Raw genomic sequence first — 13,605 nt, 5'->3', positions numbered from 1 at the left:
ATCAGTCACCGTCGTTAGCGTTAAAGCCCAGTTGGATGCCCAGCGCCTTGGCCAAATCACCTTCGTGCAGGCGGTGGACCACGTTGAGGCTGTCGTAAATGTCGTTAAGTTGCTGGCGCCCGGCATCGTCGGCCAACAATTCGTTGAGCGTGCGCTGGTTGCTGGCGAACAGCTTGAGCGAGGCGGCGTAAGCAGCGTCGATCTTGTCGGCCAATGGCTTCTGCTCGGACGGCAACAGGCCGCGCAGGCCTTTGTTGTCGACACCCACCCACACGGTCTGCGCCGCCGCCAGGCTGGCTTGCAGGCTTTGCAGGGACGACTGGCTGCGCCAGGCATCGGCCTGGAACGGTTGCGGGATGCCCTTGGTCTGGCGGCCCATCGGCGTGCCGAGTTTTTTCTTCAAGGTATCCAGTGCGGTGACCTGCACACGCAGCAGATCAGCGATGGCTTCGTGGGAGTCGGCGTAGCGCTGGTTCGGGAACTTGGTCATCTGCGCGAGCATGCCGTCGGTGCTGTTCCAGCTGGCCAGGATCTCTTCGGCCAGGGTTTTCTGACGCTCACCAATGGCCACCAGCAGTGGGCAGTAACGGGCTTTCTGGGTTTCGTCGGCGACGTCGGTCTTGGCATCGTAGAGGATGTATTCGTAGGCCGACAGGCCTTGCACCACCACGCTGGACTTGGCCAGGGCGGCGCCGTCGATCTGCGGCTGGGCGCTGACCAGTTGTTCGACCTGGCGACCCACCAGGTTTTTCTTGTCCGGCCAGAACTGCACTTGCCACGAACGGTTGCCCTCGGCCAGCGGGCCGATCAGCAGCGGTTGCAGTTCAGCCCAGGCCTTTTGCGCGTGCAGGAAGTCGGCGCGGGCCGTCTCCAGGCTTTCCTTGCCCTGGCAGTAGGCGAGGGCGCTGACGGCCAACTGGCGGTCGGCTTCAACCCAGCGGCTGTAGGTGGGCAGGATCACTTGCTTGGCGATGGCCGCCGAGGTCACCGCTTGCGGGTCCTGGGGCGAGCAGGCGCCGAGGGCGAGGGCGGCAAGGCTGGTGAACAGCAACTTGGGACGGAACATGTCGAGCTCCCTTCTGTCAGTGTGGCAATGCTTATAAGGAATTCAGGAACGCCAGCAACGCAGCACGCTGCTCGGCATTAAAGGACAACACATGCTGCTGCGCCGCTTGTGCTTCACCGCCATGCCAGAGCACGGCTTCGAGCAGGTTACGGGCGCGGCCATCATGCAAAAACTGGGTGTGACCACTTACGGCCTGTGTCAGGCCAATGCCCCACAACGGCGGCGTGCGCCAGTCGCGGCCGCCGGCCTTGAACTCGCTGCGGTGGTCGGCCAGGCCTTCGCCCATGTCGTGCAACAGCAGGTCGCTGTAAGGGCGAATCACCTGGTTGGCCAATTCCGGTTCGGCGGCCGTGGCCGCCGTGGTGAACGTCGGCTTATGGCAACCCTGGCAACCGGCCTGGTAGAACAGGTTTTTGCCGGCGAGCACCTGCGGCGTGTTGACGCCACGGCGTGCCGGCACGGCGAGGTTGCGGGTGTAGAACAGCACCAGGCGCAGGATGTTATCGCTGACTTCCGGCTCGCCCTCGGGGCCATTGCCATTGGGCGCCTGTTTGCAGGCGACTTGGGCGTCGGTGCAGTCATCAAAGGGTCTCAGGGACGTGGTGAGGCCCATATCACCAGAAAACGCGTGAACATTTTGTTGATTGAGGTTGGGTTGCCCGGCTTTCCAGCCAAAACGCCCGAGTACGGTTTGGTGCTGCGCGTCATCCCAGACCCAATTGGCGCGACCGACGAGGGCTTCCTTGTCGGCGGTTTTCGCGTCGGTGTTGCGCAGAATGTCGGCATCGCTGATGGCTTCGAGCAGGCCCAGGCCGATCATCGGTGGCGCAATCCGCGCCGAGAAAAGTGTTTCGGGGTGCATCGGGCCGTAGCCCAGCTGGGTGATTTGCAGGTTTGGCTTGCGTAACTCGACCACGCTGCCGTCCTTGAAGGTCACGTTGACGGGCGTGTAGTCAACCCGCACTTTGCCTTCAGGCGCTACGCCCGGCACGGCCATGTCCTGCAGTTGCCCACCGTAGACCGGCTCGGGCACCACGCCGATCTGCTCGATGAGCCGGGCATCGGCGGGCGCAGGCGGGATCGACAGGCGCACCAGCATCGACACCGCATTCGGTGCGTCGGGCAGCGGCGGATGGCCACGGCCGTCCTTGATATGGCAGTTCTGGCAAGCATTGGTGTTGAACAACGGGCCCAGACCGTCACGCGCGGTGGTGGTGGACGGCGCAATCACCCAGGGGCTGCGAAAGAAGCTGTTGCCGACGCTGAAATCCAGGCGACGGGTGGGTGCCAGGTTGGCCGAAGGCAGGGAAAACGCGTTCTGATCGCGCTTGTTCACCGTCGTCGCGCCGCCCGCCCGTGATTCACCCGGCTCTGCCTTGGTGAACCTGGGCGCGTCATCGCAGGCAGTCAGGCTCAAGGCCAGCAATGCTGCACACAGACGAAGAGGCGAACGGACCATCGGGTTTCCTGCGGCTAAGGCGAAAAATAAGGCCGCAAAGTCTAACAGGGCAGGGCGGATTGAATAAGAGCAATTATCGTTTGGTGGAATCCGATTCATTCCCGCTAGAATGACCGCACATTTTTTTCTGGAGGTGGCCAATGCAGGCTCTCGACGCTTTGCTCAACCGTGTTTCCGTGCCGCGTTTGCTGGAACCGGCGCCGACCCAGGAGCAGCGCGACGTGCTGTTCGCCGCCGCCATGCGCGCGCCGGACCACGGCCAACTGCGCCCGTGGCGCTTCCTCACCGTAGAAGGCGCCGCCCGTGAGCAGATGGGCACGCTGCTGGCCGAAGCTGCACGCCTGCAGGACGCCGACGCGCCGCAAGCCGCCATCGACAAGGCTCAGAATGGGCCGCTGCGTGCCCCGTTGGTGGTGGTGGTGATTGCGCGTCTGCAAGAGCACTTTAAAGTGCCTAAATCCGAGCAACTGCTGGCGGCTGCATGTGCGGCCCACGGTATTTTGCTGGCGGCGTATGCGCAGGGGATTGGGGCGGTGTGGCGCACCGGTGAGTTGTCCTACTCGGCCCATGTGGCTAAAGGCTTGGGGCTGACGGCGGATGAGGAAGTGATTGGCTTCCTCTATTTGGGTACGCCGCAGAATCCTCCGCGTACGGCGGGTAAGGAAGATGTGGCGGCGTTTGTTCAGGCCTGGACTGGCCTCTGAACTGGCGCGGGTGTGCTCTTTGTGGTTTGCCTAGCGGTTAGTCGGTTGGTGTACATATCCGTTGCTGCGGTAACGGCGGCTATTGGTTCCGCTCTTACAGCGGGTCACTTTTGGCAAACGCCCCAAAAGTAACCAAAAGGTCTGTGCCCCACCACTCGGCACCTCGCTTAGGCTCGGTGTGCCCTCACTCCGGCTTGAATCCGTGGGCCGCCGCGATGGGCCATCCTTGGCCCAGCGCGGCTAACCCGGCGTCCTGCCGGGTTACCCACGGATTCAAGCCTGCGTTCGGCCATCGTGGTTAACGGGGCGTCTCAGATCAAAATCAAGATCTACAGCACGGCGGCCTGAAAGCCGACCTGAGTGGTTGAAGCAAGAGCCAGATCAAGTGCAATGCAAAAGCCTATGTACCTTATGCAACGCGGTTTAAATGTGGGAGCGGGCTTGCTCGCGAATGCGGTGGGTCAGTCAATTCATCTGTAACTGACCCACCGCATTCGCGAGCAAGCCCGCTCCCACAGTTGACCGTATGCAGTTTTGAACATGAGGTCGACTGTAGATTTGCATGCACTGAAGAGCTGCTTTTCTGTGGGAGCTGGCTTGCCTGCGATGCAGACACCTCGGTACATCAGGCACACCGAGTTGATGCCATCGCAGCGGTGCGACGATTCGACAAGCCAGCTCCCACATTAGACCGCGTACAGTCTTGACGATGAGGTCTGCTTTGCTCCGGCCCTTACATCCTTTTCGATGACGAAGTCAGCGGTCTTTTGATCTGCGCTTTTGATCTTGATCTGAAATCGCCCCGTCAAACACGATGGCCGGAATCTGACAGTGATTTGGGGGGTAAACCGGCAGGGATGCCGGTTTAGCCGCGCTGGGCCAAGGATGGCCCATCGCGGCGGCCCCCCAAATCACTGGCGGATTGCGGGCATGCCGAGCCACAGCGAGGCACCGAGTGTTGGGACGAGGACCTTTTGGTTACTTTTGACTGGGCCGGCATTCCGGTCCTTGCAAAAGTGACCCGCTGTAAGAGCGGAACCAATAGCGGACGTTACCGCAGCAACGGATATGTACACGACCTGGCATCCCGCACATCAGCCACAGATGCATCGGCTGACCCACCGCTATCGCAGGCAAGCCAGCTCCCACAGGGGTCGCACGGTTTTCTAAACCTTGAACTGATCCATCAACTTCATCTGCTGGGTCGCCAGCGCATTCAGTTGGCTGCTGATGGCCGCCGACTCGGTGGCCTGGCCGGTGAGGGTTTCGGTCACGGTGCGGATCGCCGAGACGTTGCGGTTGACCTCTTCGGCCACGGCGCTCTGTTGTTCGGCGGCGCTGGCGATCTGCAAGTTCATGTCGCTGATCACCGTCACCGCGTCACTGATCTTGCCCAGTGCCTGCACGGCTTGATGGATCTGCCCGGCATTGCTCTGGGCCTGCTGTTGGCTGGAATGCATGGTCGCTACTACGCCACGGGTGCCGCTCTGGATGCGCTCGATCACCAGGCGAATTTCTTCTACCGAGTCCTGGGTGCGCTTGGCCAGGTTGCGCACCTCGTCGGCCACCACCGCAAACCCGCGCCCGCTTTCTCCGGCGCGTGCCGCTTCGATGGCGGCGTTCAGGGCCAGCAGGTTGGTTTGCTCGGCAATGCTGCGAATCACTTCGAGCACCGAGCCGATCTGTTCGCTGTTGACCGCCAGCGCTTCCACTTCGGTTACGGCCTTGCTGACCTCTTCGGCCAAAGTGGTGATGTCGCGGGTGCTCTGCTCAATGATCGACATGCCGTCACGCGCCGACTGGTCTGCGCCACGGGCGGCGCTGGCAGCGTTGGAGGCGCTGTTGGCCACATCATGGGCGGTGGCGCTCATCTCATTGGAGGCGGTGGCCACCTGGTCGATCTCGCGGAACTGCACCTGCATGCCTTCGCTGGTCTGACGGGCGATGGCTGAGGACTGGTCCGCCGTGCCACGCGCTTCGGTGATGCTCTGCTTGATCTGCGCAATGGTCGGTTGCAGCTTGTCGAGGAAGCGGTTGAACCAGTTTGCCAACTCGCCCAGTTCGTCCTTCTTGGCGTAGGTCAGGCGCTGGGTGAGGTCGCCTTCACCGCTGGCGATGTTTTTGAGCATCGCCGCAACGGTGTTGATCGGCCGGGTCACGCCGGTGGCGGTCAACCAGATCAGCAGCAGGCCCAGCAAGGCAGCAGCGGCGCCGACCAGCAAGGCTTTGAGCGTGCCCGAGGCCTGGGCTTTGTCGAGCACGTCTTGCAGTTTCAAGGTGTCGGCCAGCATCACGTTCTTGGGCAGTTTGACCACAACGCCCCAGGCCTTGGCGTCGGCAATCGGCTTGACCGGGTACACGGCGCGGATCGTGTCATCTTGCTCACGGATCGTGCGGGTATCGTTGGCCAGCAGTTGCACGATTTCCTTGCCTTCCGCGCCGATGGTGTCGATCAGGTTCTTGCCGACTTTGTCCGGCTGGCCGCTGTACGCCGCAATCAAACCGGTGCTGGACAAAATCTCCAGGTGCGCCGCGCCGTCGAACAGTTCTTTTTGCGCCGCGTCCGTCATCGCCTGCAGCGTATTGAGCGCCAGGTCGATACCGACCACGCCGATGACTTTGCCGTCGACGATCAGCGGCAGCGAAATAGTGGTCATCAGCACCTGCTTGCCGGCCACTTCATCGGAATACGGGTCGAGCAGGCACACCGTGCGCGTGTCTCGTGGGCAGGTGTACCAGATGTTGTAGGGCGTGCCGCTGAGGTTGAGGGTGGTTTTGGTCAGGTCAGCCTCGACCATCACGGTGTTCAGTCCTTCGCCGCCCGCGCGGCTCCAATAGCTGGAGAAACGGCCTTTTTCATTGGAAACGCGGGTTTTGTCGTTGACGAAGTCGCTGTCTTTGCCATCCAGGCCATTGGGTTCGAATGACAGCCAGATGCCCAGTACCTTACCGTTGCGCTCAAAGGCGGTTTTGACACTCTGGTTGAGCTCTTCTCGCAATGCGCCGGGTTCCAGCGCTCGTTTGTTGGCGAGGGCACGCAGGTCTTTGACGTGATCGGCCAGCGCGGTTACCACCACGAGGTTTTCGCCAAAGGTTTTCTGTAACTGCACCGCTTGTTCGGCGGCCTTGGCTTGCAGCAGGTGTTGAACGCTTTGGGTGAGCATTCGCGAGCTTGAATCGCTGATCAAATGGTCATTCTGATCGGTCTGGTACAGGTTGATACTGATGATCAGCACTATCACCCCCAGCAGACAAAGGCCCGACAGCAGCACGATTTTCAAGCGGATGGAGAGGGTGTCGAACATAGGTTCACTCGCGATTGGACTCGTTGAAATGCAAGCAGGGCGAGCCAAGTCCATTCGGCGCTATGTCCGGAACATCGGCGTAAATGGATGTTTCATGAGGGAAAGGTGATGAGCGGTAGAAAAAAAGACTACACGCCGCGTTATACGGGGGCTGCAAGCCGTTCGGGGCGTGACCAGATCCACAGGTTGCCCAGGCTCATTCCGGCAATCGCCAAGTAGATCGGCCAGCCGTGATCGAGCATCACCAGCATCAGCAAGGCGCACAGCAGCATGCTCACGGTGGCACTGACTTTGGCCCGGCGCGCGATGATCTTGCCATTGCGCCAGTTGAACAGAATCGGTCCGAACAGCCGGTGGTTTTCCAGCCAGGCACTCAAGCGCGGCGAACTTTTAGTCGCAGCCCAGGCGGCCAGCAGGATGAATTCAGTGGTGGGCAAACCCGGTATGACAATCGCCACCAACCCAATGCCCAGGCTGACGTAGGCCAGCAGGCCGAAGAGCAACTGGGCGATTTTTGAGGTGGATTGGGTTTTGCCGGTCATGCTGAAGTTTATCTGTTGAGGGGTTACACATTATTTGAACTGAAATCCGTTCAAGTGTGGGAGCTGGCTTGTGTGGGAGCTGGCTTGCCTGCGATGGCATCGACTCGGTCTGACAGGTAGACCGAGGTGACCGCATCGCAGGCAAGCCAGCTCCCACAACAAGCCAGCTCCCATCGTGGCCTGTTACGCCAGTTCAGGGGCGCTAGCGTACGCCTGTTCCAGCAGCACGGTGAAGCGCACAAACGCATCGATGGCACCTTTCTCCACCGCCGCTTCTTCTTCGGCGCTGAATTCCAGGCCGTCGAGGGTGCGGGTGAAGCGCTTCCAGCCTTCAGCGCGGCCACCGGCCGGCTCGCCCAGGTGACGGGCACCGAAGGTTTCGCTCAGGCCCAGGCCCACGGCGCGCTTGATCAGGAATGCAGCGCCCAGCTTGGAGCCTTCTGACACGAACAGCCAGCCCAGGGCTTCGGCTTTGCTCGGGTTTTTTACGGCGCCGGCAACCGGTGCCGGTACCTCGGTTTCCAGGTCGGCCAGGTCGAGTTTGGCGGCGTCGGCACGGCAGCGCTCAGCCAGGTCCGGGACGATCTTGATCAGCTCGGGGTCGTTGTACAGCGCCACCAGCTCCGACTGGAACAGGTACTGCGCCACCACAAAACGGGCGAAGTTGGCGGGGGTTTCAAACGGCGCGTGGGCTTTGACCAGCGCGTCGAGCTTGGTATGTGGCGCGTGGGTGATCTGGTTCAGGCGCTGGGAGCGCAGGCTTGGGCGTTCTGCGGTAGGAGAAGCGGTCATCGAAAAAATCCTTGAGAAGGGGGAGCGCCTGGGTGCTCTAAAGAGAGCTGTTATCAACTAGACGAACAAGAAGACGCGGCACAGTAAAAAAACCTCACCTCGCCGCTGATATAGGGCGGCGAGGTGAGAGCGGCGGTCAGATGTCCCAGATCAGGTTGATCGCGAAGTTGCGACCCGGCTGGGTCAGGCGGTCGAGGTTGGCGGGCGCGGTCACGCCGGCTTCGCCGACGCCGTCGTAGCTGCGCACGTCATCCCAGTTCCAGTACTTCTTGTCGGTGAGGTTGTAGATACCGCCGTTGATGGTCACGTCGTTGGTGACTTTGTAGAAACCGGTCAGGTCGACGATGCCAAAACCCGGGGTCTTGAACGGAGCGCTGGTGCTGCCATCCGGTGCGTGGAAGGTGGTGCTGTCGACACGGTTCTGTTTCTTCACCAGCGTCCAGCTGACCAGCGCGCCGTATTGCTCCTGCTCGTAGCCCAGGCCGAACACGCCTTTAAGCGGGTTGACGCTGTTGAGCGGCTCGCCGTTGTCGTCGTTACGACCGTAGGTGTAGCCCACCGAGCCTTGGGTGTAGAGGCCTTGCGGTGCACCGAACGCGTCGAGGTTCAGGCGGCCTTTGGCCTCAATCCCCTTGATGGTGGCGTGCTTGATGTTGTTGGCTTCGAAGGTTTGGATATCGCCGCCGGCGACCGAGGCGTCTTCGTCGATAAAGTCGCGGTACTTGTTGTAGAACACCGCGATGTCGAAGGAGCCCTCGTCGAACTGGCCGCGAATCCCGGTCTCGATGCCCTTGCTGGTTTCCGGCTTGAGGTTCGGGTTTGGCTCGACGGTGTAGCCCAGGTTGAGGTTTTCAAAGCGGCCATAGAGCGCCTTGGCCGACGGAGTGCGGAAGCCCTCGGCGTATTGGCCGAACCAGGTGTACTGATCGGTCAGCGCGTAGGTCAGGCCGAATTTTGGCGTTACGCGGTGCCAGGTTTTTTCTTTGTCGCTGACCGGGTAGGCGCCGGTCGGGTTGACGGTGTTGAGGAATTCCTGGGTCAGCTTGGGCTTGAGGCGGGTGTAGTCGTAACGTACGGCGGGCAGGAAGGTCCATTTGTCCCAGGTGATCTGGTCCTGGGCGAAGAGTGAGTAGGTGTTAATGGTCGGGTCCGGGAAGTCGCTGGACTTTTTCACGCTGTCGCCGGCAGACGGGCTGGGCGCGCCGATGGCCGTGCAGCCTGAGCCGACGGCGAGGCAGTAGGCCGAGCCTTCGCGTGAACCACTGACTTTCTGCTGCTTGAGGGTGGTGCCGTAGGTGACCTGGTGATCGGTTTCACCGAGGCTGAACGCCTTGTCCAGCTGAGCGTCGAAGACCCACTGTTTTTCTTCGTAGAGGGTGTCACGGGTGCGCATGACGCGGCGGCCCGGCTGGTAGATTTCGGCGGTGCTCTGGTCGGTCTTGGCGATCTGGTAGTTGAGGCTGGTCTTGATCTGATCGGCAATCGGCGAGTCGAGAGCGAAGCGGTTTTCGATGCCAAAGCGCTCGCGAGTGATGGTGTCGTTACCCGAGCGGGCGCGGTACAGATTCATGCCGCGACCACCGATGAACGGTCCGCCCACTGCGTTCTTCAAGTCGACGTCGCGATCATCCTTGAACTTCTCGTAGGTCAGGCCAAGACGGTTGTCATCGCCATAATTCCAGCCCATTTTGGCCAGGATATTGGTGGTGCGCGCATCTTCCGGGTTGGCGCCGGTGCGGGCCAGGCCAGTGGCGTTGTTGCCGTCGTAGGACTCCATTTCATGGCCATTGCGTTGGCTCAGGTGCAGCAAACCGTCGAAGTCCTGCACGCGGCCGGCGACGGTGCCGGAGGTCAGCCAGCTGTCGTCGGCGGAGCTGTAGCCGGTTTTGAGGCGGGCGCCGACGTCCTGGCCGGGCTTGATGATGTCGTCCGGGTCGAGGGTGAAGTAGCTCACTGCGCCGCCGATGGCGCTGCTGCCGTACAGGGCTGACGCCGGGCCGCGCAGGATCTCCACGCGCTTGACGATTTCCGGGTCGACGTAGTTGCGACGGGTCTTGGCGTACGGGCCGTTGAAGAAGTTGTCCGGTACTTCCACACCGTCTACCTGGGTGAGGATGCGGTCGCCGTCGATGCCACGGATGTTGTAGCCGGCGTTGCTGGCGCGGGTGCCTGCGCCGCCCACCGACACGTTGGGCTCGTAACGCACCAGCTCACGGATGGTATTCACGTTCTGGCGGTCCAGCTCCTCACGCGCATGCACGGTGACGGTGCTCGGCACGCTGTTGACGTCCTGCTCACTGCGGGTGGCGCTGATGGTCACCTGTTGCAGGTTGAGCGTGCTGCCGGCCGGGCGCTTTTCCAGCACGATGTTGTTATTGCCCAGTTTGCGGTAGCTCAGGTTGGTGCCCAGCAACAGCCGGTCCAGGGCCTTTTCCGGCGAGAGTGCGCCGCGTACGCCGGGGGACGACACACCCTGGCCGAGTTCTGCCGGCAAGCCAACTTGCCAGCCGGTCACGCTGGTAAAGGCATTCAACGCCGACACCAATGGCTGCTGTTCGATGCTGAAGCTGTAATTGCCGTGGCTGCGCGCGGCAGGTTCGGCGGCAGTAGCGGCCATCACCGGCGCGCTGGCCAGCAGGATGGCGGCGGTTAGCAGCGACAGGACGGGCGAAGAGGACCGGCGGTTGAAACGAGAGGACATCGAGAGCGCTCCGGAGATACGAATCTTATAGTTGCGAGCTGATCAAATAGGAATCAGTTGCATTGGCTATAACGAGACGAACCACCGGTGACTATCGAGTAAAAATAATTCTCATTTAGTTCAAGATGACCAGCGCCGGGTATTCCGAGAGCTTGGCCGAGGTGATGTGCGCCAGGGAGCGCACCACATCCAGCGGTTGATCGAGGCGGTAATTGCCGGTGACGGCCACGCTTGCGAGCTTGTCGTTGGTGTTGACGATCCAGCCGGGGTAGTAGCGGCGTAACTCGGCGAGCACTTCGCTCATCGGGCAGTTTTCGAATACCAGGCGGCCCTGGACCCACGCCAAGTCTTTACCGGCATCCAGTTTGGCCGGTTGGCCGAAGCCTTTGGGGCCGATGCGGATACTCTCACCGGCGCTCAGGCGCACGCGGGCATCGTCGAAGGTGTTGCTCAAGTCCACGTCGCCGCGCTGCACCTGCACCTGGGCTTCGCCATTGAGGTAGCGCACGGCGAAGTCGGTGTCGCGCACGCTGGCGCGCACGGGGCCGGCGTCAATCTCCAGCGGCAGGCCACGGCTGGGCGCCACCTCAAAAAAAGCTTCGCCCTGGAACAGTCGGGCGACGCGCTGGTGATCCTTGATGCTGCTGGAAAACGCCGAGTTGGTGTTGAGCAACACTTTGGAGCCGTCATCCAATTGCAGGCGCTGGCGTTCACCGACGACGGTGAGGTGGTCGGCCTGCAGACGCACGGGCAGGTTGCTGAAGCTGAACAGACCGATCAGAAGCACAGCGGCGGTGGCCAGGGGTTTCCAATGCGGCTTGATACGCCGCCACGCGCTGGGTTTGCGCGGCACTGCCAGGGCCACGGCGGCGCTGTGAACCGGCGCGCCGCCCCAGGAGGCCTGGGCCTTGCTGAAGGCGAGCAGGTGCGCCGGGTCGCTGGCCAGCCAGGCATCGAACTCGGCTTGCTGCCCGGGTTGCGGGCATTGCAAGGCGATCAGCCAGTCGAGAGCTTGGTCCATGGCCGCGTCTTGCAACACCTCATGAGCCAGCTCATGGGGGCGCAGTTTATTCGGGTCCGTCACGGTGTTCCTCGGGTCTTCGCCACGTTCTATTCATCTTTCCTACAGCCTGGTTCGACAGCTCTGTCGGGTGAAGCTTAAGGCTGATCCAGCCGTTCGGCCACTCCTACACAGATGGCCATGATCAATTTCAGTTCCTTTTGCACCGTGCTCAGGGACACTTGCAACTGATCGGCAATCTCCTGGTAGCTGCAACCGTGCAGGCGGCTGAGGATGAAAATCTGCTGCTGGCGCGCGCTCAACTGGCCGAGGCTGACGCTCAGGTGTTCAAGCAATTGCTCGGCCTGGGTGGCGTCTTCGGGCGTGCTGATCGGCGCGGCGACGCTCTGCAGCACGTCCAGCGGCACATCTTCTTGCAGTGTGCGGGCCTGGATGCGGCGCGAGCGCAGGTGGTCCAGCGCCAGATTGCGCGCGGTTTGGTAGACGAAGGGTTCGAGGTGGTCGATCGGCCGCTCGCTGAGCGCCCGCGTAACGCGCAGGTAGGTTTCCTGCAACAGGTCCTCGGCGGTGCTGTGGTTATTCACCATCCGCTGCAGAGTGCGTAGCAGAATCACCCGTTGGGTGAGAAAGACTTGGTTGAAGCGAGATTGGCTCACAGTGATACCAGACCGGTTTGCAGTTAATGATAATGCTTATCATAAACTCAAATGGCAAGTGGCACTTTGAGATGCTGCGTCGACTCCTGTGGTATCTGGCTTGTGTGGGAGCTGGCTCCCACACAAGCCAGATCCCACAATGGAACAACCTGGTCGGTTTACTCGGCGTTGCAGAGCGCCAGGCAGTTATCCAGCATACGGTTGGAGAAGCCCCACTCGTTGTCATACCACGCCAGTACCTTCAGCAACTTGCCACTGACCTTGGTGTGATTGGCATCGAAAATCGACGACAGCGGGTTATGGTTAAAGTCGCTCGAAACCAGCGGCAGGGTGTTGTAGCCGAGGATTTTCGAGTGCTGGCTGGCTTCTTTCAGCAGTGCGTTGACTTGCTCGGCCGTGGCTTCTTTCTTCAGCGTCACGGTGAGGTCCACCAACGACACGTTGATCACCGGCACCCGCACGGCCATGCCGGTCAGCTTGCCCGCCAGTTCCGGCAGTACCAGGCCGACCGCTTCGGCGGCGCCGGTCTTGCTCGGGATCATGTTCTGGGTGGCCGAACGCGCGCGGTACGGGTCGGTGTGGTACACGTCGGTGAGGTTCTGGTCGTTGGTGTAGGCGTGAATGGTGGTCATCAGGCCGCTTTCGATGCCCAGCTCGCGATGCAGCACCTGAGCCACAGGCGCCAGGCAGTTGGTGGTGCACGACGCGTTGGAGATGATCTGGTGCGATTGACGCAAAATGTCATGGTTTACCCCGTAAACCACGGTGGCGTCCGCGCCTTTGGCCGGGGCCGAGATGATCACCTTGCGCGCGCCGGCGGTAATATGGGCGGCAGCCTTGTCGCGGTCGGTGAACAGACCGGTGCATTCGAACACCACGTCGATCTTGTGTGCAGCCCACGGCAAGTCGGCCGGGTTGCGAATGGCACTGACGGCAATCCGGTCACCATTGACGGTCAGGCTTTCCTGATCGTGGGCGACCTCTGCTTCGAAAGTGCCGTGTACGGTGTCGTATTTGAGCAGGTGGGCATTGATCGAGCTGTCGCCCAGATCATTGATGGCGACGATCTGCAAATCCTGGCGGTAGCCTTGGGTATACAGTGCGCGCAGGACATTACGGCCGATACGGCCAAAACCATTGATTGCGATACGAAGAGTCATTGGAAAGTGCCTGTCGTCGATTTGTTGTAAGAATTACAAGATTATTCGCATAAAAATAGAAAACAAGCCTTTTTAGTGGCAATATTTTGTTCAATCTACAACGAGTGACCTGAATCAACTGGTCCGATGATTCAAACGACACCCTGCCATCCCATGAGCTGCGGGCGTTTGATCAGCAAAGACTCTCAGGTCGCCACAT

At 61.0% G+C, this 13,605-nt stretch carries 10 protein-coding genes and 1 pseudogene; 1 reads left to right on the top strand and 10 read right to left on the bottom strand.

Going from position 1 to position 13,605, the window contains the following annotated elements; all coding sequences use genetic code 11:
• Position 1: 1 nt before the first annotated feature.
• Together PSH96_RS23235 and PSH96_RS23230 are read right to left on the bottom strand one after the other, a co-directional pair.
• Positions 2–1,066, bottom strand: a complete 1,065-nt coding sequence (locus tag PSH96_RS23235) for an imelysin family protein (protein WP_305455358.1) — start codon at positions 1,064–1,066, stop codon at positions 2–4.
• 31 nt (positions 1,067–1,097) lie between these two features.
• A complete protein-coding gene (locus PSH96_RS23230) occupies positions 1,098–2,525 on the bottom strand; it encodes a di-heme oxidoredictase family protein (RefSeq protein ID WP_305455356.1) in 1,428 nt (475 codons plus the stop codon).
• Positions 2,526–2,665: 140 nt separating this feature from the next.
• Here PSH96_RS23230 and PSH96_RS23225 point away from each other — a divergent pair, with 140 nt between their 5' ends.
• Entirely contained in the window at positions 2,666–3,229 is a 564-nt protein-coding gene (locus PSH96_RS23225; protein ID WP_305455354.1) for an NAD(P)H nitroreductase, read from the top strand.
• A gap of 1,166 nt (positions 3,230–4,395) precedes the next feature.
• Here the strand turns inward: PSH96_RS23225 and PSH96_RS29680 are convergent.
• From PSH96_RS29680 to gap, 8 genes and pseudogenes are all read right to left on the bottom strand, one after another.
• The gene (locus PSH96_RS29680) at positions 4,396–5,100 is read right to left on the bottom strand and encodes a methyl-accepting chemotaxis protein (RefSeq protein ID WP_370694379.1); all 705 of its coding nucleotides are present in this window, start codon (positions 5,098–5,100) and stop codon (positions 4,396–4,398) included.
• A 201-nt stretch (positions 5,101–5,301) separates the two neighbouring features.
• Positions 5,302–5,358 (bottom strand): annotated as a pseudogene (locus PSH96_RS29675) (hypothetical protein); the annotation flags it as partial.
• Positions 5,359–6,674: 1,316 nt separating this feature from the next.
• Positions 6,675–7,076 (bottom strand): YbaN family protein, encoded by a 402-nt coding sequence (locus PSH96_RS23215; protein WP_305455350.1) that lies wholly within the window; start codon positions 7,074–7,076, stop codon positions 6,675–6,677.
• A gap of 183 nt (positions 7,077–7,259) precedes the next feature.
• Entirely contained in the window at positions 7,260–7,868 is a 609-nt protein-coding gene (locus PSH96_RS23210) for a biliverdin-producing heme oxygenase (RefSeq protein WP_305455348.1), read from the bottom strand.
• A 136-nt stretch (positions 7,869–8,004) separates the two neighbouring features.
• Positions 8,005–10,569, bottom strand: a complete 2,565-nt coding sequence (locus PSH96_RS23205) for a TonB-dependent receptor (protein WP_305455346.1) — start codon at positions 10,567–10,569, stop codon at positions 8,005–8,007.
• A gap of 115 nt (positions 10,570–10,684) precedes the next feature.
• Positions 10,685–11,653 (bottom strand): FecR domain-containing protein, encoded by a 969-nt coding sequence (locus PSH96_RS23200; RefSeq protein WP_305455344.1) that lies wholly within the window; start codon positions 11,651–11,653, stop codon positions 10,685–10,687.
• Positions 11,654–11,727: 74 nt separating this feature from the next.
• Positions 11,728–12,246 (bottom strand): RNA polymerase sigma factor, encoded by a 519-nt coding sequence (locus PSH96_RS23195; protein WP_056858662.1) that lies wholly within the window; start codon positions 12,244–12,246, stop codon positions 11,728–11,730.
• A 158-nt stretch (positions 12,247–12,404) separates the two neighbouring features.
• Entirely contained in the window at positions 12,405–13,406 is a 1,002-nt protein-coding gene (gap, locus tag PSH96_RS23190; RefSeq protein ID WP_065930415.1) for a type I glyceraldehyde-3-phosphate dehydrogenase, read from the bottom strand.
• Positions 13,407–13,605: the final 199 nt, after the last annotated feature.

The organism is Pseudomonas sp. FP2338 (genome assembly GCF_030687515.1).
GTDB classification, from domain to species: Bacteria; Pseudomonadota; Gammaproteobacteria; order Pseudomonadales; family Pseudomonadaceae; genus Aquipseudomonas; species Aquipseudomonas salomonii.
The sequence above is the reverse complement of the archived record's forward strand: the minus strand, read 5'-3'. Positions and strand labels throughout refer to the sequence as shown.

What these genes read in the sequence shown, in the direction of transcription:
- PSH96_RS23210 (WP_305455348.1), bottom strand. Translation starts at nt 7,868, where the DNA reads ATGACCGCTTCTCCTACCGCAGAACGCCCAAGCCTGCGCTCCCAGCGC.
- PSH96_RS29680 (WP_370694379.1), bottom strand. Translation starts at nt 5,100, where the DNA reads ATGAGCGCCACCGCCCATGATGTGGCCAACAGCGCCTCCAACGCTGCC.
- PSH96_RS23225 (WP_305455354.1), top strand. Translation starts at nt 2,666, where the DNA reads ATGCAGGCTCTCGACGCTTTGCTCAACCGTGTTTCCGTGCCGCGTTTG.
- PSH96_RS23215 (WP_305455350.1), bottom strand. Translation starts at nt 7,076, where the DNA reads ATGACCGGCAAAACCCAATCCACCTCAAAAATCGCCCAGTTGCTCTTC.
- PSH96_RS23235 (WP_305455358.1), bottom strand. Translation starts at nt 1,066, where the DNA reads ATGTTCCGTCCCAAGTTGCTGTTCACCAGCCTTGCCGCCCTCGCCCTC.
- PSH96_RS23230 (WP_305455356.1), bottom strand. Translation starts at nt 2,525, where the DNA reads ATGGTCCGTTCGCCTCTTCGTCTGTGTGCAGCATTGCTGGCCTTGAGC.
- PSH96_RS23205 (WP_305455346.1), bottom strand. Translation starts at nt 10,569, where the DNA reads ATGTCCTCTCGTTTCAACCGCCGGTCCTCTTCGCCCGTCCTGTCGCTG.
- gap (WP_065930415.1), bottom strand. Translation starts at nt 13,406, where the DNA reads ATGACTCTTCGTATCGCAATCAATGGTTTTGGCCGTATCGGCCGTAAT.